Annotated in this window: 15 protein-coding genes; 1 reads left to right on the top strand and 14 read right to left on the bottom strand. The window is 69.0% G+C overall.

The genetic code is table 11. The features are described from left to right. Window positions 1-175: 175 nt before the first annotated feature. The 10 genes from AC3FMM_RS07380 to AC3FMM_RS07335 form a co-directional block, all read right to left on the bottom strand. Window positions 176-1246: a M14 family metallopeptidase gene (locus AC3FMM_RS07380; RefSeq protein ID WP_115709754.1), complete on the bottom strand. Its 1071-nt coding sequence runs from the start codon at window positions 1244-1246 to the stop codon at window positions 176-178. A gap of 63 nt (window positions 1247-1309) precedes the next feature. Next, window positions 1310-2074 (bottom strand): hypothetical protein, encoded by a 765-nt coding sequence (locus AC3FMM_RS07375; protein WP_115680395.1) that lies wholly within the window; start codon window positions 2072-2074, stop codon window positions 1310-1312. A gap of 76 nt (window positions 2075-2150) precedes the next feature. Then, window positions 2151-2969 carry a M55 family metallopeptidase gene (locus AC3FMM_RS07370; RefSeq protein ID WP_116312672.1) on the bottom strand — a complete coding sequence of 273 codons (819 nt, stop codon included), beginning with the start codon at window positions 2967-2969 and terminating at the stop codon, window positions 2151-2153. Between the two features lies 1 nt (window position 2970). Continuing rightward, window positions 2971-4014 carry a DmpA family aminopeptidase gene (locus tag AC3FMM_RS07365; RefSeq protein ID WP_326346918.1) on the bottom strand — a complete coding sequence of 348 codons (1044 nt, stop codon included), beginning with the start codon at window positions 4012-4014 and terminating at the stop codon, window positions 2971-2973. Window positions 4015-4016: 2 nt separating this feature from the next. Beyond that, a complete protein-coding gene (gsiD, locus tag AC3FMM_RS07360; protein WP_116312674.1) occupies window positions 4017-4931 on the bottom strand; it encodes a glutathione ABC transporter permease GsiD in 915 nt (304 codons plus the stop codon). 7 nt (window positions 4932-4938) lie between these two features. Further along, window positions 4939-5859, bottom strand: coding sequence for a glutathione ABC transporter permease GsiC (gene gsiC, locus AC3FMM_RS07355; protein WP_115709763.1), 921 nt, complete (start codon window positions 5857-5859; stop codon window positions 4939-4941). A gap of 154 nt (window positions 5860-6013) precedes the next feature. Next, window positions 6014-7561 (bottom strand): glutathione ABC transporter substrate-binding protein GsiB, encoded by a 1548-nt coding sequence (gsiB, locus tag AC3FMM_RS07350; RefSeq protein ID WP_488686352.1) that lies wholly within the window; start codon window positions 7559-7561, stop codon window positions 6014-6016. A 30-nt stretch (window positions 7562-7591) separates the two neighbouring features. After that, entirely contained in the window at window positions 7592-9496 is a 1905-nt protein-coding gene (locus AC3FMM_RS07345; protein WP_116312676.1) for a dipeptide ABC transporter ATP-binding protein, read from the bottom strand. Between the two features lie 48 nt (window positions 9497-9544). Continuing rightward, complete coding sequence (locus AC3FMM_RS07340) at window positions 9545-10516, bottom strand: isoaspartyl peptidase/L-asparaginase family protein (protein ID WP_115709768.1); 972 nt, start codon at window positions 10514-10516, stop codon at window positions 9545-9547. Between the two features lie 14 nt (window positions 10517-10530). Beyond that, window positions 10531-11493, bottom strand: a complete 963-nt coding sequence (locus tag AC3FMM_RS07335; RefSeq protein ID WP_326346920.1) for a MurR/RpiR family transcriptional regulator — start codon at window positions 11491-11493, stop codon at window positions 10531-10533. A 302-nt stretch (window positions 11494-11795) separates the two neighbouring features. Between AC3FMM_RS07335 and AC3FMM_RS07330 the strand changes: the two genes are divergently transcribed. After that, a complete protein-coding gene (locus AC3FMM_RS07330) occupies window positions 11796-13730 on the top strand; it encodes an ATP-binding cassette domain-containing protein (RefSeq protein ID WP_116312678.1) in 1935 nt (644 codons plus the stop codon). A 96-nt stretch (window positions 13731-13826) separates the two neighbouring features. Here AC3FMM_RS07330 and AC3FMM_RS07325 read toward each other — a convergent pair whose 3' ends face one another. From AC3FMM_RS07325 to alr, 4 genes are all read right to left on the bottom strand, one after another. Then, window positions 13827-14312: a disulfide bond formation protein B gene (locus AC3FMM_RS07325; RefSeq protein ID WP_115681454.1), complete on the bottom strand. Its 486-nt coding sequence runs from the start codon at window positions 14310-14312 to the stop codon at window positions 13827-13829. 182 nt (window positions 14313-14494) lie between these two features. After that, the gene (locus AC3FMM_RS07320) at window positions 14495-15058 is read right to left on the bottom strand and encodes a GNAT family N-acetyltransferase (RefSeq protein ID WP_488686351.1); all 564 of its coding nucleotides are present in this window, start codon (window positions 15056-15058) and stop codon (window positions 14495-14497) included. Window positions 15059-15061: 3 nt separating this feature from the next. After that, entirely contained in the window at window positions 15062-16423 is a 1362-nt protein-coding gene (gene radA, locus AC3FMM_RS07315) for a DNA repair protein RadA (RefSeq protein WP_012352996.1), read from the bottom strand. A 153-nt stretch (window positions 16424-16576) separates the two neighbouring features. Next, window positions 16577-17698, bottom strand: a complete 1122-nt coding sequence (gene alr, locus AC3FMM_RS07310) for an alanine racemase (RefSeq protein WP_115709776.1) — start codon at window positions 17696-17698, stop codon at window positions 16577-16579. Window positions 17699-17718 lie beyond the last annotated feature (20 nt).

The following is a 17718-nucleotide window of genomic DNA, read 5'->3' as shown; positions in this document are numbered from 1 at the left end:
CTGATGCCGGAAGCGCTCCGCGCGGCGGTCGCGTCCGTCTTGTTCTTGGTGTTGGTATGGCTCCTGGCCCGGCCGCGGCACGCCCCGGCCAGGGCATGGCGGCAGTGCCTGGCTCGGCACTCTATCGCCAAGCCCGGACAATACCAGATGACGCCTGCTGCCTGAACCCCACTCGCTAGGCCGACGCGATCGTGTTGCGCACGGCGTCGGTCACCTGCGCCACCACGCCGTCGCGCCAGTCGTCGGCATCGCCATAGAAGGCGCGCCACATCGCCTGGCGCACCAGCGCGCGCTGGTTCTCGTCGGCCTCGGGGTGCCGGTGCAGCCAGTGGTCGCCGCGCAGGGCATCCAGCACCTCGCCCACCGGCAGCGTGCCGAACTCCAGCGCGATGCCGGCATAGTCCACCGCCGGCAGGGTCTGCGGCACGGCGTGCCAGGCCAGCCCGGTCAGGTTGGCCGAGGTGGACGAGCCATCGTAGATCGAGGTCACGCGCTCGCCCCAGATCGCGCGCGTGCGCGTGATCGATTCGGGCGTGTCCGGGCCCATGTGGATGGGCTCGCCGTAGCCCCACGGGCCCAGGCCGGTATGGACGTCGATCCAGCGCAGTGCCGCGCGGCCGGCGCCGAAGCGCGCCAGGATGCGGCACAGCGTGTAGTTGCTCCAGGTGGCCTTGTCGCCGCCGTAGAACATGCCGCCCGGATCCTGGTACTGGCCGCTGCTGACCGCGGCCTGGTACCACGCCATGCCGCGCTCGGCCACCGCCTTCATCAGCCGTGCCTGGTCGGCCTCGGACGGCGGCCATTGCGCCGGCAGCAGCAGCGGCGCGATCTCGGCATAGGCGGCGTTATGCGGCAGCGGCTGCGTGAAATCCATGAAATTGCGGTTCAGGTCGACGTTGTCCTCGTTGACCCGGCGCAGATGGGAGAAGCCATAGGGATTGACCGCATGCACCAGCAGCAGGCAGGCATCGGCGGCGGCGCAATCGGCAAGCAGCGCCGCGTCGTGCATCAGCGCCGCCTGCGCCCCGGAGCCGGCAAAGCCCTCGGCACCGTGCGTGCCCGAGGTCACCATGATGCAGCGCCCGGCCTCGGGCGCGCCGGCCAGCGCGACGTCGATCGCCAGGTCTTCGCCGGCACTGCCGCGCCGGGTGGGATGCGGAAATTGCGCCAGCGCGGCGCCGGCGCCGCGGGCGGCGTCCAGGAAGGTCTTGCGCGCTTCGGCGTAGCTGCGAGAAAAATGGCTCATGGCGTCACCCGCGGATGCGATGCAGGCATTAGACGCCAATTCGGCGGGTCTCGCCAGTCGCGGCTAGAACAGCGTCCCGGACTGGAATCTGCCCGCCGCGGCCGGCGGTTCGGCTTCCGGCCCCCAGATGCCGGCCGACGTAAACGCCTGCGGATGCATCGCGATCCCGGCCGCGGCCAGTTGCCCCGCGGTCAGCACCAGGTGCCGCGCCAGCCAGTCATGCAGGCTGCGCAGGAAGCGGATGTTGTCGACGCTGGTGGATGCCGCGATCAGCCGTTCCAGCTTCACATGCGCGGTATAGACGTCGAGCAGGTTGATCGCGCGCAGGCGCGGCGGCGTCGACGGGCTGCGCTCGATCGCCAGGATGCGGCGCACCTGCGCCGGCGCGATGTCACCGCTGCGCTGGTATTGCGCGTAGACGTCCTCGAGCGCCGGGAAGCGCACGGTGGGCTGCACGCGCGGCACCGCGGCCACCTTCTCCATGCGCAGCACCAGGTAGCGGATCGCCGCGGCGTGCTCGGCCGCCCGGGCCTGCGCGGGGTCGCGCCGGCGCGGGCCCGGCGCCGGCTCCGGCCAGGCCGTGCGCGGCACCATGTCGCGTTCGGTATAGTCCGGCACCAGCCCCAGCAAGCCCGGCTGCGCCAGCGCGGCGCGCGCGCAGTCCTCGCCGAACGGGTATTCGTGCCCGGCGGCGTCGCGCAGGATGTAGGCGCGGCCATCCGGAAAGCCGTGATGGCGGCGGCTGGCGCCGCGCGCGTGGCAGCGCGTGGCGGGATCGACGAAGTCCTTGCGTACGGGGATCCAGCCCCCGCCGTGTGCCTGGGTCATGCGTTGCGTATTGCCTGCCTGTTGCTCGACCCGCCATTGTCGCCGATCCGCGCGGCGCGCCCCAGGCGGGGCCGGCCTACTTCAGCATGAACGACATCGCCGACAGGCAGTTCAGCATGCGCACCGCGGCCTGCACCGAATCGGCCTGGAACGACAGCGTCACGCCGTCGCGCCGCTCCAGCGTCGGCCACTGGCAGAACAGGTCGGCGTGCGCCGGCGTCTGCGTCTGCAGCGTGCAGGACACCGGCGCGGCGATGCGCAGGCATTGCGCCTGCGCGCGCCCGCGCACCGCGCTCGCTGCCGCCGCGGCAATGGCTTCGCGCGCGGCCGCCGGCGACAGCGAGGCGCCACTGCCGAAGCCGCCCGCGGTCTTGGTCTCGACATAGCGCACCCACGGCATCAGCGCATGGGTTTCCTGGACGAACACGTCGTCGCCGCTGGCCATCAGCACCGGCACGCCGAACTCGCCGGCCAGCGCCGCGTACAGCCCGGCCTCGCCGAGCTCCTTGCCGTTGAGCCAGACCCGCGCAAAGGCGCTGCTGTTGATGGTGTGCGCCAGCACGCCGCGGCTCTGCGCGCGGCCGTGGTAGCCGATCATCAGCACGCCGTCGACGCCGGCCTCGACCCCCGCCATCATGCCCAGGTAGCGCGGCTTGCCCAGCACCACGCGCGCGCGCGGGTCGAGCTGGTCCGGCAGCAGGTTGCGGAAGCCGCCGTGCGAATCGTTGACCAGCACTTCGGCCGCGCCGCCGGCAAAGGCGCCGTCGATGGCCGCGTTGGCCTCGCCGGTCATCCAGGCGCGGGCGCGTTCGTATTCGCCGTTGCCGGCGCGGGTCTGCTCGGCGTGGAACACGCCGGCGACGCCTTCGATATCGGTGGAAACAAGGATCTTCATCTCAGCTCTGGCGCAGTTCAGGCATCAGGTCGAGCAGCGCGGCGCGGTCGTGGCCGTCGCGGCCCTGCACCGGCGCGGCATGCCACAGGGCATGCAGGATGGCTTGCTCGACGCTGTCCGCGGCGGCACGGAACAGCGGGTCGAGCAGGGTTTCATGCAGCAGCGCCAGTGCCGGCATCGGCCGCGCGGCGTCGTCGGGCACGGTGTACGCCGTCGAGAACGCCAGCGCGATATCGCCCGAGCCATGCCCGAACACCGAACCGGTGCGCGCCAGCCCCGCGCCGGCGCGCAGCGACAGCCGGCGCAGCTGGCGCGCGTCCAGCGGCGCATCGGTGGCCACGATCATGATGATCGAGCCCTTCTCCGGTTGCGCCGCGCTGCCGGGCAGCGCCAGTCGCCGCGCCAGCTCCGGGCCGACCAGCCGGCCGGCCACGGTCAGCGATTCCGGCGTGCCGAAATTGGCCAGCACCAGCGCGCCGACGCAATGGCCGCCCGCCAGGCGCGAAGCCGAGCCGATGCCGCCCTTGACGCCGAACGCCGACATGCCGCGGCCCGCGCCCACTGCACCCTGCGCGACCTCGGGTCCCGCGCCGGCGAGCGCTGCGTCGTAGTGTTGGCCGGCTACGGCCATGCGCTGGATATCGTTCAGGTAGCCGTCATTGCACTCGAACACCAGCGGATTGACCGTGGGCAGCGCACGGCCGATGTCCGGATTGGCCGCCACCGCCGCGCGGATCTGCGCCTGCGCCACCGCGCCGACCGCAAAGGTGTTGGTCAGCGCCACCGGTGTCTCCAGCACGCCCAGCTCGTCCACCTGCACCAGCCCCACGCTCTTGCCAAAGCCATTGAGCACGGTGGCCGCGGCGGGCACCTTGTCGCGGTACGGATCGCCGCCATGCGGGCGGATCACGGTCACGCCGGTCTGCACGCCGCCCGCGGCCAGCGTGCAGTGGCCGACGGTGACGCCGGCGACGTCGGCAAGGCTGTCCAGCGGCCCGGCGGGAAGGCTGCCGACGCGCGGCACGCCCAGGGTGGAAGCAGTCATCTTCAGCGGCGGTCGATCTTGGGGTCGAGCGCGTCGCGCAGGCCGTCGCCCAGCAGGTTGAAGGCCAGCACGGTCAGGAAGATCGCCAGGCTGGGGAAGATCGCCACGTGTGGCGCGGTGACCATGTCGGCGCGCGCCTCGTTGAGCATCGCGCCCCATTCCGGCGTGGGCGGCTGCGCGCCCAGGCCCAGGAACGACAGGCTGGCGGCGGTGATGATCGAGGTACCGATCCGCATCGAGAAATACACCACGATCGACGACACCGTGCCGGGCAGGATATGGCGCATCAGGATGGTCCAGTCCGAAGCGCCGATGCTGCGCGCGGCCTCGACATAGGTCAGCCGCTTGAGCATCAGGGTATTGCCGCGCACCAGCCGCGCGAACGCCGGGATGCTGAAGATGGCCACGGCGAAGATCACGTTGGTCATGCCGTTGCCGAGGATGGCGACGATGCCGATCGCCAGCAGGATGCCCGGGAAGGCGAACAGCACGTCGGAGATGCGCATCACGATGCGGTCCCACCAGCCTTCGTAGTAGCCGGCCAGCAGGCCCAGCACGGTGCCGATCACCGCGCCGATGATCACCGACAGGAAACCCGCCGCCAGCGAGATGCGGGTGCCGGCCAGGATGCGGCTGAAGATGTCGCGGCCGAGCGAATCGACGCCCATCCAGTGCGCGGCCGACGGGCCGGCGTTGAGCGCATCGTAGTCGAAGAAGTTCTCGGGGTCGTACGGCACGATGTGCGGCGCCACGATGGCGATCGCCACCAGCACCAGCACGAACGCGCCGGCGCCCAGCGCCAGGTGCTGCTTGCGGAATTTGCGCCAGAACTCGGTCCAGGGTGTGCGCACGGCTTCCGGCGCGGAGGCGGTAGCGGATGCCGCTGGCGCTGCGGCGGGCGTGGAAAGCTCAGTCATGCCGGCCTCACTTGTAGCGGATGGTGGGATTGATCACGGTGTAGAGCATGTCCACCACCAGGTTGATCAGGATGAATTCGAGCGAGAACAGCAGCACCTCGGCCTGGATCACGGGGTAGTCGCGCATCTCGACGGCATCGACCAGCAGGCGTCCCAGGCCGGGCCAGTTGAAGACTTTCTCGACCACGATCGAGCCGCCCAGCAGGAAGCCGAACTGCAGGCCCATCATGGTCACCACCGGGATCATGGCGTTGCGCAGTCCGTGCTTGGCCACCACCAGGGTCTCGCGCACGCCCTTGGCGCGGGCGGTGCGGATAAAGTCTTCCTGCAGCACCTCGACGAACGAGGCGCGGGTAAAGCGCGCCATCACCGCCGCCACCGCGGCGCCCAGCGTGACCGAGGGCAACACGTAGTGCTGCCAGCTGTCCGCGCCGATCGACGGCAGCCAGCCCAGCTGCACCGAGAACACCTCCATCAGCAGCATGCCCAGCGCGAAGGCCGGGAAGGAAATCCCGGAAACCGCCAGCGTCATGCCGAAGCGGTCCGGCCAGCGGTTGCGCCACACTGCCGAGCCGATGCCGATGGCCATGCCGAACACCACCGCCCACGCCATCGACGCCACCGTCAGCAGCAGCGTCGGCATGAAGCGGTCGCCGATCTCCTCGCTGACCGGGCGCTTGGTGCGCAGCGAATGGCCGAACTCGCCGCGCAGCGCGTTCGAGAAGAAGTTGACGAACTGCTCGTGCAGGGGCCGGTCCAGGCCCAGGTCCTTGCGCACCAGTTCGACCGTGGCCGAGTCAGCCTCCGGACCCGCCGCCAGGCGCGCCGGATCGCCCGGCAGCAGGTGGACGAACAGGAACACCAGCACGGCCACGATCAGCAGCGTGGGGATCACGCCCAGCACGCGTTTGAGGAAGTAATTCAGCATCACACACCATGAAGAAAGGCCGCGGGCCGCCCGCCTGCGAACCCCGCGTCGCGAGGCAGGCGGCCGCTCTCGGCTTACTGCTCTACTGCTCTGTTGAATGGCTGGCCGCGGCGCGCGCGAGCCTGGTGCTGCGCGCCGCCGCGCCTCTCACCCCTCACTGCTTGATATCGATCTCATCGAAATTGAACGACCCGTCCGGCATCACATAGGCGCCGCTCATGCGCTTGCTGCGTGCGAACAGCACCTTCTCGGTCACCAGGAAGGCCCACGGCGCATCCTTCCAGATGCGTTCCTGCGCGTCCTTGTACAGGCGCGCCTTCTCGCCGCGGTCGGTGGTGCGCAGTGCGCCGGCGATGTCCGCGTCGACCTGGTCGTTCTTGTAATAGGCGGTGTTCAGCAGCTTGGGCGGCATCGACTCCGAGGCCAGCAGCGGACGCAGTGCCCAGTCGGATTCACCGGTCGACGACGACCAGCCCACGTAGTAGATGCGCACGCCGGCGTCCTCTGGCTTCGGCACGCTCTCGACCTTCTCCACGCGCTGACCGGCTTCCAGCGCCTGCACCTGCGCCTTGATGCCGACCTGCTGCAGCTGCTGCTGCACGAACTGGATCACCTTCTGCGCGGTGGTGTGGTTGTAGGCCGACCACAGCGTGGTCTCGAAGCCGTTGGGGTAGCCGGCTTCCTTCAGCAGCGCGCGCGCCTTGGCCGGGTCGTACGGCCATGGGCCCAGCTTCTCTGCGTAATCCACGCCGGGGGGCACGACGCCTTGTGCCGGCACGGCATAGCCGGCAAACGCAACCTTGGCCAGTGCGTCCTTGTTGATGGCGTAGTTGATGGCCTGGCGCACCCTGGGGTCGTTGAACGGTTTGACCATGGTGTTCATCGACAGGTAGCGCTGCGTGATCGACGGCGCGTCCACCAGGTCGATTTTCGAACTGGCCTTTAGCACCGTGGCCTGCTCGAACGGGATGCGGAAAGCAAAATCGGCTTCGCCCGTTTGCATCACCGCGGCGCGGGTGTTGTTGTCCACTACGGGCTTCCAGGTGATGGTGTCGATCTTCGGATAGCCAGTCTTCCAGTATCCGGCGAACTTCTTGCCCTTGAGGTGATCGGGCTGCTTCCACTCGACGAACTCGAACGGGCCGGTGCCAACCGGATGGAAGGCAATCTCCTTGCCATACTTCTGTAGCGCAGCCGGCGAGATCATCACCGCTGACGGATGCGCCAGCACGTTGATGAAAGGCGAGAACGGCTCCTTCAACGTGACCTTGACGGTGCTGGCGTCCACCACATCGGTCTTGGCGACACGGTTGAACAGCGTGTAGCGTTTGAGTTTGTTGGCCGGGTTGGTGACGCGGTCCAGATTGGCCTTGACGGCGGCGGCATCGAAGACGGTGCCGTCGTGGAACTTGACGCCCTTCTTCAGCTTGATGGTGTAGGTCAGCCCGTCCTTGCTGGCCTCGTAGCTTTCGGCCAGCACGTTGACTAGCTTCATGTCCTTGTCCAGGCCAAACAGCCCCTGGTAGAAGGACTTCGACACCGCTTGCGACAGCGTGTCATTGGAATCGTAGGGATCCAGCGAGGTAAAGGTGGAGTCCACCGCCATCACCGCGTCCTTGGCGGCGAAAGCAGGGCCTGCCGCCAGCGAGCCCAAAGCCAGGCCGCCGGCAATCAGCTTGATCGAAGCCAATCGGTTCAACATCTTTGATTCTCCTTGGAAGAACAACAGACTTCAGTAGGCGCCGCCAACGGCGTGCCGCGCAACAAAATGGCCGAGCGCACCGCTGCCCGCGACCTGCACCAGCGGCTGCACCACCGGCTCGTCGCCGACCGCGCGGATCGGGCTGGGGATCTCGTCGTTGAGCGGCTCGCGCCGCAGGTGGCGCCGCGCCGGGTCGGCGATCGGCACCGCCGACATCAGCTTCTTCGTGTACGGATGCTGCGGGTTCTCGAAGATCGCGCGGCGCGGGCCGATCTCGACGATCTGGCCCAGGTACATCACCGCGACGCGGTGGCTGACGCGCTCCACCACCGCCATGTCGTGCGAGATAAACAGGAAGGCGATGCCGAGCTCGCGCTGCAGGTCCAGCATCAGGTTGACGATCTGCGCCTGGATCGACACGTCGAGCGCCGACACCGACTCGTCCGCCACCACCACCTTGGGGTTCAGCGCCAGCGCGCGCGCAATGCAGATGCGCTGGCGCTGGCCGCCGGAGAACTCGTGCGGATAGCGCGCCGCGTGCGACGGGTCCAGCCCCACCTTGTCGAGCAGCCACGCCACGCGCTGCTCGGCCTCCTTGCCGCTGGCGACCTTGTGCACCAGCAGCGGCTCCATGATCGAATAGCCGACCGGCACGCGCGGATCGAGCGAGGCGAACGGGTCCTGGAAGATGAACTGGATATTGCGGCGCAGGGTCTGCAGCGCCGGCCCTTCCATCTTGCTGATGTTCTGCCCGTTGAATTCGATGGTGCCGCTCTGGCTTTCCACCAGGCGCAGCAGCGAGCGGCCGGTGGTGGACTTGCCGCAACCCGATTCCCCCACCAGTGCCAGCGTCTCGCCGGGATAGAGGTCGAAGCTGACCTGCTCGACCGCATGCACGCGCCGCGTGACGCGGCCGAACAGGCCGCCGGGCACGTCGAAACGCGTGACCAGGTCCTGCACCCGCAGGATCGGCGCCACGCCGGGGGCCACCGTATCCTGCGGCGCGGCCGCCTCGGGGCTGGCGCTGTCCAGGCGCAGCAGCGGGAACTTGGCCGGCAGGTCGGTGCCGCGCATGGCGCCAAGGCGCGGCACCGCCGACAGCAGCGCGCGCGTGTACGGATGCGCCGGCGCGCGGAACACGTCGTCGGAGGTGCCCTCTTCCACCTTCTCGCCGCGGTACATCACCAGCACGCGGTCTGCCACTTCGGCGACCACGCCCATGTCGTGGGTGATGAACACCACGCCCATGTGCATCTCGGCCTGCAGGCTGCGCATCAGCTGCAGGATCTCGGCCTGGATGGTCACGTCCAGCGCCGTGGTGGGCTCGTCTGCGATCAGCAGCGCGGGCTTGCACGACAGCGCCATCGCGATCATCACGCGCTGGCGCATGCCGCCGGAAAGCTGGTGCGGATAGCGCTCGAGCACGCGGCGCGCTTCCGGGATGCGCACCAGCTCCAGCATGCGCAGCGCCTCGGCCCGTGCCGCCGCGCGGCTCTTGCCCTGGTGCAGGCGGATCGATTCCGCGATCTGCTCGCCCACCGGGAACACCGGGTTGAGCGAGGTCATCGGCTCCTGGAAGATCATCGCCACGTCGGCGCCGCGCACGCTGCGCAGGGTGGCGTTGTCGGTGCGCGCGAGGTCGATCACCTCGCCGCCGCGCCGGCGCAGCGCCATGCTGCCCGTCGCGATCTTGCCACCGCCATGCTCGACCAGCCGCATCAGCGCCAGCGAGGTCACCGACTTGCCCGAGCCCGACTCGCCCACCACCGCCAGCGTCTCGCCGCGATCGACATGGAAAGACAGGTTGCGCACGGCCTCGACAGTGCGCTCCGACGTGGCGAAGCGCACGGTGAGCCCGTTTACCTGGACGACGCGTTCGGGCGGCAGGACGATGCCGGAAGCGGGAACGCGCGCTGGCGCTGGGGTAGTGACCACGGGTACTCCTTGTATGGCGGGATGCGGGACGGCCTGGCAGGCGGCGCGTCAGCCGTAGATCGATACGTCGACGGCCTCGCCCACCCGGGCGACACCGCGGTACATGCCTTCGGTGTTGAAGGGCAGCGTGACGTTGCCGGCCCGGTCCACCGCGATCAGGCCACCGCGGCCCTGGATCGCGGGCAGCTTTTCCATCACGACGCGCCGCGCCGCCTCGTCGAGCGGCAGGCCGGCATAGCGCATCTGCGCCGCGACGTCGTGCGCGGCCACGGTGCGGATAAACATTTCGCCGGTGCCGGTGGCGGACACCGCCGCGACATCGTCGGCATAGCAGCCGGCGCCGATCAGCGGGGTATCGCCGACGCGGCCCACCTGCTTGTTGGTGACGCCGCCGGTGGACGTGGCCGCCGCGAGATTGCCACGGCTGTCGCAGGCGACCGCGCCCACGGTGCCGAACTTGCTGTCGGGATCGATCGGTTCCGTGCCGCGCGCCTGCTGCGCGGCCAGCGTCGCGGCGTCGTGGTCGAGCAGCGCCATGCCGGCGTTGCCGCGCGCACGCTGCCACTGGTCGTGGCGGGCGTGGGTGAAGTAGTACTCCGGCGCTACCAGCTCCAGCCCCTGCGCCTGCGCGAAGGCCTCGGCGCCGGCGCCGGCAAACAGCACATGCTCGCTGTGCTCCAGCACCGCGCGCGCGGCCAGCACCGGGTTGCGCAGGCGCGTGACGCAGGCCACCGCGCCGGCATTGAGGGTGGCACCATCCATTACCGCCGCATCCAGTTCATAGGTGCCGGCATGGGTCAGCACGGCGCCCTTGCCGGCGTTGAACAGCGGGCATTCTTCGAGCAGGCGCACCGCCTCGGTGACGGCGTCGAGCGCGCTGCCGCCATCGGCCAGGATGCGCTGGCCGGCTTGCAGCACGTGTTGCAGCGCTTCGATGTATTCGCGTTCGCGGGCCGCATCCATCGCCGCGCGGGTGATGGTGCCGGCGCCGCCGTGGATGGCAATGACAGCTGCTTGCATAAGGAGACTTGGACTCAGGACTTGCGGGTGTTGGACGACCGCGCGCGGCGCGCGCCGGTCTTGGCTTCGGTGGGTTGCACTGGCATCGGCGCGGACCGGCGCGCGGGCTCGGCCTCGGGCGTGCCATATAGCCACGGCAGCAGGAATTCGGTCATTTCGGCGGCGGCCTTGACCGGGCGTTCGGCCCGGTGCGCCACCGCGCCGCACAGCGCCTCGATCAGCGCCAGCACGGTGGCATCCGAGTTGGCCGAGAGCCGGTTGCCGGCCTGCGCATACAGCGCGATATCGGCCAGCGGCGCCAGCGGCGAGGTCGGGCCGTCGGTCAGCGCCAGCACCTGGCCGCCGTGCGCCTTGACGCGCTGGGCCAGTTCGATGGAATCGGTCACATAGCGCGGGAAGGCGATCACGATCAGCAGGTCGCTCGGCTGCAGCTTGAACAGCTGGCGCGCCGCGTGCGAGGCCCCGCCCGCACCGGCGACCGAGGTCACCATGCGGCAGTGCATTTCCAGGCCGTGCTGCAGCAGTCCCGCCAGGAAGCCGCTGGCGCCGAAGCCCGCCACGTAGACGCGCTGCGCCCCAAGGATGGCCGAAACCGCGCGCTCGCACGCCTGCGCATCGATGCCGCGCCGCGTGGCTTCGGCATTGGCGGCCGCGTCCTCGAGCGAGGCGGCGAACACTTCGGCCACGGTGGCGGGTCGTTCCAGCTCGCTGCGCAGCCGCTCCACCGGCGCCAGCGTGGCTTCGAAACCGCGCACCAGCTCGGCCCGGAACTGCGGATAGCCATCGAAGCCGAGTGCGCGGGCAAAGCGGTTGGCCGTCGCTACCGATACCTCCACCGCCGCGGCGAATTCGTCGATGCGCATGGTCGCTGCGCGAAACAGGTTGGCCAGCACGTATTCCGCCATGCGGCGGTGCGCCGGCGTCAGCGACGGCAGGCTGCGTGCAATGCGGTCCGAGATCGAATGGCCAATGGGCATGGTGGAAGCGGTTGATCGACAGCGCATCAGGGTGCGCGTCGTTGTGAAAATGAATTTACACGCAACCGACTTCCAAGAAAATAGAGTTTTGCCAGACCAAGGGTAATCCCTAGATTCACCGTATTTCGCGGCACTTTCACGGTGCATGTATCGACGCGCTTCGACCCGCTGTGGCGCACCCCTTGCACCGGCACGGCGTGCGCCGCACCGGAAACGCTACAATGCGGGCCAGCGCCACAGCGCCGGCCCCGGCCCGCGTTCACGGCGCTTTTTCTGTTTTTCACTCAGGCATTTCCCCTCTCGTGATCCGAATCGACCAGCTAGTCCTTCAGCGCGGCACCAAGGTGCTGTTCGACCACACCAGCGTGACGCTCAACCCGGGCGAGCGCGTGGGCCTCGTCGGCGCCAACGGCAGCGGCAAGTCGACGCTGTTCGCGCTGCTGCGCGGCGAACTGCATCCGGACGGGGGCGATGTCAGCGTGCCGGCGCAGTGGCGCGTCGCCCACGTGGCGCAGGAAACGCCGGCGGTCAGCCGCACCGCGGTGGACTACGTGATCGACGGCGACACCCGGCTGCGCGAGATCGAGGCCGCGATTGCCGCGGCCCAGGCCAGCGGCGACGGCAGCGCCGAAGGCGAAGCCCATGCCGCCTATGCCGACGCCGACGGCTATACCGCGCCGGCGCGCGCCGAGGCCCTGCTGCTGGGCCTGGGCTTCACGCTGGCGCAGGTGTCGCAGCCGGTGGCATCGTTTTCCGGCGGCTGGCGCATGCGCCTGAACCTGGCGCAGGCGCTGATGTGCCCGTCGGACCTGCTGCTGCTCGACGAACCGACCAACCACCTGGACCTGGACGCCATCGTCTGGCTGGAAGACTGGCTGGCGCGCTACCCGGGCACGCTGGTGATGATCTCGCACGACCGCGAATTCCTCGACGCGATCTGCAATGTCACGGTGCATATCGAGAACCAGCAGCTGCGCCGCTACGGCGGCAACTACACGCTGTTCGAGACCCTGCGCCTGCAGCAGATGGCGCAGCAGCAGGCCGCCTACGTGCGCCAGCAGAAGGAAATCGCGCACCTGGAATCGTTCATCACCCGCTTCAAGGCCAAGGCAACCAAGGCACGCCAGGCGCAGAGCCGGGTCAAGGCGCTGGAAAAGATGGAGCGGCTGGCGCCGGTGCACGTCGCCGCCGGCTTTGCCTTCGAGTTCCGCGAGCCCGATGCCGCGCCCAATCCGATGATGGTGCTCGACGGCGTCGATTGCGGCTACGCCGAAGCCGATCCGCCCGTCACCATCCTGCACAACCTGGCGCTGTCGATCCAGAACGGCCAGCGCATCGGCCTGCTGGGCGCGAACGGCCAGGGCAAGTCGACGCTGGTCAAGACCCTGGCCGGCACCCAGGATCCGCTCACGGGCAACCTGCGCCTGGGCAAGGGCCTGCAGATCGGCTACTTCGCCCAGCACCAGCTGGAAACGCTGCGCGACCACGACTCCGCGCTGCAGCACCTCGCGCGCCTGGCGCCCGACGTGCGCGAGCAGGAGCTGCGCGACTTCCTCGGCAGCTTCAACTTCCGCGGCGACATGGCGACCACGCCGATCGAGCCCTTTTCCGGCGGCGAAAAGGCCCGGCTGGCGCTGGCCCTGATCGTCTGGCAAAAGCCCAACCTGCTGCTGCTCGATGAACCGACCAATCACCTCGACCTCGACACGCGCGAGGCGCTGACCATGGCGCTGGCACAGTTCGAAGGCACGCTGATCCTGGTCTCGCACGACCGGCACCTGCTGCGCGCCACCGCCGACCAGTTCATGCTGGTCGCCGACGGCACCATCCGGCCGTTCGACGGCGACCTCGACGACTACCGCGACTGGCTGCTGCAGCAGGCCGCGGCCAAGCGCAATGCCGCCACCGCCGCGCACCAGGCGGAAAACGCCGGCGAGGCCGCGGCTGCGGTCAACCGCAAGGACCAGCGCCGCGCCGAGGCCGACGAGCGCCAGCGCTTGTCGGCGCTGCGCAAGCCGCTGACCAAGGAGCTGGAAAAGGTCGAGAAGCGGATGGCGGTGCTGCAGACTGCCCGGGAGGAGATCGACCGGTTCATGGCCGACGAAGCCAGCTATGCCGAGGCCAACAAGATGAAGCTGATGGAAATGCTCAAGCGCCAGGGCGAGGTCAACGGCGAACTGGAGACGCTGGAAGAGAAGTGGCTGGAGCTGCAGGAGCAGATCGAGCAGATTGCGTGATCGGATTCGGCTTCGAGTCCCCTCCCTTGCATCACCGAAAAAGAGAAACGGCGCCGACGGCGCCGTTTCTCTTTATATCGTTCGCTTATCCCGGGCTCAGCGGAAATTCTTCTCCCTCCGGATCAGCCCCACCGCCAGCGTCAGCGTCAGCACAAACAGCCAGATCAGCGACCATGCCGGCACCGACAGCCCCAGCACCGGCGGCAGCGGCGCGGTGCACAGGCCGTCGGAGTAGAACAGCTGCGGCAGCACCTTGGCGGTGGGCAGCGCATTGACCCAGTTCTCGAGCGGATCGATGCCGCACGAGGCCTTGGGATTGAGCAGCAGCGACACGTGATAGACCGCGACCGCGATGCCGGCGATGCCGGACAGCATGCCCAGGCCCTGCCACAGCGAGCGCGTGTTCTGCGCCACCGCGGCCAGCAGCGAGAACAGGCCGATGCCGATAAAGGCGAAGCGCTGCATCACGCACAGCGGACAAGGCTGGTAGCCCTTTTCGATCTGCAGGTAGAGCGCGACGCCGACCAGGGCGAAGGAGACGATGGCAATCAGCAGGAAATAGGCGCGGGAATTGGCTTGCATCATTGGAACTCAGGTAATCCGGTAAATCGTTGCCGTCAGTGCGAGGGCGCGGCTGTGCTGCGCATTATTACCGATTTTGCCGCGCCTGCCGTCGGCGCCACATCCGCCGTCACATGCGGCGCCACATGCGGCGCCACATGCGGCGCCGGCCTGCTGACCCGCGGCGGATCGACCCATCGGCATCACGTGCCCGCTGCCTGCCACGCCGCGCGCGGCAGGCGGTACAGGCAATGCGGCCGCAACGGGTGTCCCGGCGGCAATGCGGGATGGTCGAAGCCCTCGGCATCCTGGCGCATGCCGAGCCGCTCCATCACCGCCCGCGAGCGGGTATTGGCGAGCGTGGTGAAGGCGACGATCTCTTCCAGCGCCAGGCGGCCGAAGCCATAAGCGAGCGCGCCGCGCGCCGCCTCGGTGGCGTAGCCGTGGCCCCAGGCCGGCCGCGCCAGCCGCCAGGCGATCTCCACGCACGGCGCGAACGGCAGCGCGGCGGCCGGCTCGTGCAGTCCGACGAAGCCCAGGAAGGCATCGTCCGCGCTTCGTTCGACCACCCAGACGCCCCACCCCCTGTCCGCGATCAGGCCGCGGCAGCGCGCGGCCATCGCATCGCTTTCGGCGCGCGTCAGCGGTGCCGGGAAATAGCGCATCACCTGCGCATCGGCATTGAGCGCGGCAAACGGCGCATAGTCTTCATCGCGCCACTGGCGCAGCCGCAAGCGGCTGGTCTCGAAAGCGATGCCGGTGTCCATGGCTCAGTCCAGGTGGCGCACGCGGTCGATGGCCTGCTCGATGCGCTCCACCGCGATCACTTCGAGCCCGTCGATCTTCTGCTTGGGCGCGTTGGCCTTCGGGATCACGGCCAGCGTAAAGCCCAGCTTGGCCGCCTCCTTCAGGCGCTCCTGCCCGCGCGGGCTGGGGCGGATCTCGCCGGCCAGCCCCACTTCGCCGAACACCACCAGGCCCCGCGGCAGCGGCTTGTTGCGCATCGACGAGTGGATCGACAGCAGCACCGCCAGGTCCGCCGCGGGTTCGGTGATCTTGACCCCGCCCACAGCGTTCAGGAACACGTCCTGGTCGAAGCAGGCGATGCCAGCGTGCCGGTGCAGCACCGCCAGCAGCAGGGCCAGCCGGTTCTGCTCCAGCCCCACTGCCAGCCGGCGCGGGTTGGGCACGTGCGCAGTATCGACCAGCGCCTGGATTTCCACCAGCAGCGGCCGCGTGCCTTCCTGCGTCACCAGCACGCACGAGCCCGGCACGGTCTCTTCATGCTGCGACAGGAACAGCGCCGACGGATTGCTGATGCCGCGCAGGCCGCGCTCGGTCATGGCGAACACGCCCAGCTCGTTGACCGCGCCGAAGCGGTTCTTGAAGGCGCGGATCAGCCGGTGCGAAGAATGGGTATCGCCTTCGAAATACAGCACCGTATCGACGATATGCTCGAGCACGCGCGGACCCGCCAGGCTGCCCTCCTTGGTCACGTGGCCGACCAGGATGATGGTGGTGCCGCTGCTCTTGGCGATGCGCGTGAGCTGCGCCGCGCATTCGCGCACCTGCGCCACCGACCCCGGCGCCGAGGTCAGCGCCTCGGAATACAGCGTCTGGATCGAATCGATCACCGCAACCTCGGGCTTTTCCACTTCCAGCGTGGCCTGGATCTTCTCCAGCTGGATTTCGGCGAGCAGCCCCAGCGACGGGCTTTCCACGCCCAGGCGCTGCGCCCGCAGCGCGATCTGCGCGCCGGATTCCTCGCCGCTGACGTAGAGCACGCGGCGTTGTCCGGCCAGGTTGGCCAGCGCCTGCAGCAGCAGCGTGGACTTGCCGATACCGGGATCGCCGCCGATCAGCACCACGCCGCCCGACACCAGGCCGCCGCCCAGCACCCGGTCGAACTCGTCGATGCCGCTGGAAAAGCGCGGCACGTCGGCGGCTTCGATCTCGGCCAGCTTGCGCACCGTGGCCGATGCCGCCAGCGGCTGGAAGCGCTTGTTCGCGGCGGATTCCGCCACGGTCTCCACCAGCGTGTTCCACTGCTGGCAATGCGGGCACTGGCCGGCCCAGCGCGGCGTGGTGCCGCCGCATTCGGTACAGGTATAGACAGTCTTGCTCTTGGCCAACGGAGGTCCTTGCAGAAAGAATCGGGCCGGGCCGGAAACGACCCGGCCCGCGGAGGTAGCGCAGTGGGCTTGGCGGCCTGGGGACGCGTGCAGAGCGTAACCGTGCGGCGCTGCGCCCGCACCGTGCTGCCTAGGTAAGCACGTCAGGCCACATCAGGCGATCGCAGGCGCGGCGCTGTCCGATGCGGTGATGGTCGCCACCGTGGTCGGCACGCGCGGCGCCAGCGCGCACATCAGCTCGTAGCCGACCGTGCCGCTGGCCTGCGCCACCTCGTCGATCGGCAGGCCCTGGCCCCACAGCGTGACCGGGCTGCCGACGCGCGCCTTCGGGCACGGCGTCAGGTCGACGCACAGCATGTCCATCGATACGCGCCCGACCAGTTCGGTGCGCACGCCGTCGACCAGCACCGGCGCACGCTGCTCGCCCCAGCCCGAGGCGTGGCGCGGGTAGCCGTCGGCATAGCCGCAGGCGACCACGCCGATGCGCATCGGCCGCTCCGCGGTGAAGAGCGAACCATAGCCGACGGTATCGCCGGGCTGCAGGTCCTGCACCGCGATCAGCTCGCTGTGCAGCGACATCGCCGGCTGCAACCCGGTGCCGGCGATATCGGCATCGCGGCCGGTGGGCGAGGCGCCGTACAGGATGATGCCGGGGCGCACCCAGGCGCGGTGTGCCTGCGGATGCCACAGCACCGCGGCGGAATTCGACAGGCTGGCCTCGCCCGGCAGGTTGGCGGTGGCGACGTCGAAGGCCTCGACCTGGTGGGCGATGCCGCGCGGGCCGTCGGCATCGGAGAAATGCGTCATATGGACGATGCTGCCCACGCACGGCATGGCGCGCGCGCGCTCCCAGGCGGCGCGGTATTCCGCCGGATGGAAGCCGAGCCGGTTCATGCCGGTGTTGAGCTTGAGCTGGATCGCCAGCGGGCCCTTGGGGCGCGCGCTTTCCAGCATGCGCAGCTGCTCGTCGCAGTGGATCGCGGTAGTCAGCCGGTATTGCTCGATCAGGGCGATGTCCTGCGGCTGGAAGAAGCCCTCCAGCAGCAGGATCGGGCCCTGCCAGCCGAGATCGCGCAGCAGCACGGCCTCATTCAGGTCCAGCAGGCCGAAGCCATCGGCACCACGCAGTGCAGCAAAGACGCGGCGGATGCCGTGGCCGTAGGCGTTGGCCTTGACCACCGCCCAGACGCGCGAGTCAGGCGCCTTGCGGCGGATCGCGTCGAGATTGTTGGCCAGGGCGGGTTGGTGGATGACGGCTTGGATCGGTCTTGGCATTGGAAGTCACATCAGGGTAG

The sequence above is a fragment of the Cupriavidus sp. 207A1 genome (assembly GCF_057798955.1).
This window is presented reverse-complemented; position numbering and strand designations above follow the sequence as displayed.

Coding starts and splice junctions, on each gene's coding strand:
- AC3FMM_RS07380 (WP_115709754.1), bottom strand. CDS start 1,246: ATGAGCCATTTTTCTCGCAGCTACGCCGAAGCGCGCAAGACCTTCCTG.
- AC3FMM_RS07375 (WP_115680395.1), bottom strand. CDS start 2,074: ATGACCCAGGCACACGGCGGGGGCTGGATCCCCGTACGCAAGGACTTC.
- AC3FMM_RS07370 (WP_116312672.1), bottom strand. CDS start 2,969: ATGAAGATCCTTGTTTCCACCGATATCGAAGGCGTCGCCGGCGTGTTC.
- AC3FMM_RS07365 (WP_326346918.1), bottom strand. CDS start 4,014: ATGACTGCTTCCACCCTGGGCGTGCCGCGCGTCGGCAGCCTTCCCGCC.
- gsiD (WP_116312674.1), bottom strand. CDS start 4,931: ATGACTGAGCTTTCCACGCCCGCCGCAGCGCCAGCGGCATCCGCTACC.
- gsiC (WP_115709763.1), bottom strand. CDS start 5,859: ATGCTGAATTACTTCCTCAAACGCGTGCTGGGCGTGATCCCCACGCTG.
- gsiB (WP_488686352.1), bottom strand. CDS start 7,561: ATGTTGAACCGATTGGCTTCGATCAAGCTGATTGCCGGCGGCCTGGCT.
- AC3FMM_RS07340 (WP_115709768.1), bottom strand. CDS start 10,516: ATGCAAGCAGCTGTCATTGCCATCCACGGCGGCGCCGGCACCATCACC.
- AC3FMM_RS07335 (WP_326346920.1), bottom strand. CDS start 11,493: ATGCCCATTGGCCATTCGATCTCGGACCGCATTGCACGCAGCCTGCCG.
- AC3FMM_RS07325 (WP_115681454.1), bottom strand. CDS start 14,312: ATGCAAGCCAATTCCCGCGCCTATTTCCTGCTGATTGCCATCGTCTCC.
- AC3FMM_RS07320 (WP_488686351.1), bottom strand. CDS start 15,058: ATGGACACCGGCATCGCTTTCGAGACCAGCCGCTTGCGGCTGCGCCAG.
- alr (WP_115709776.1), bottom strand. CDS start 17,698: ATGCCAAGACCGATCCAAGCCGTCATCCACCAACCCGCCCTGGCCAAC.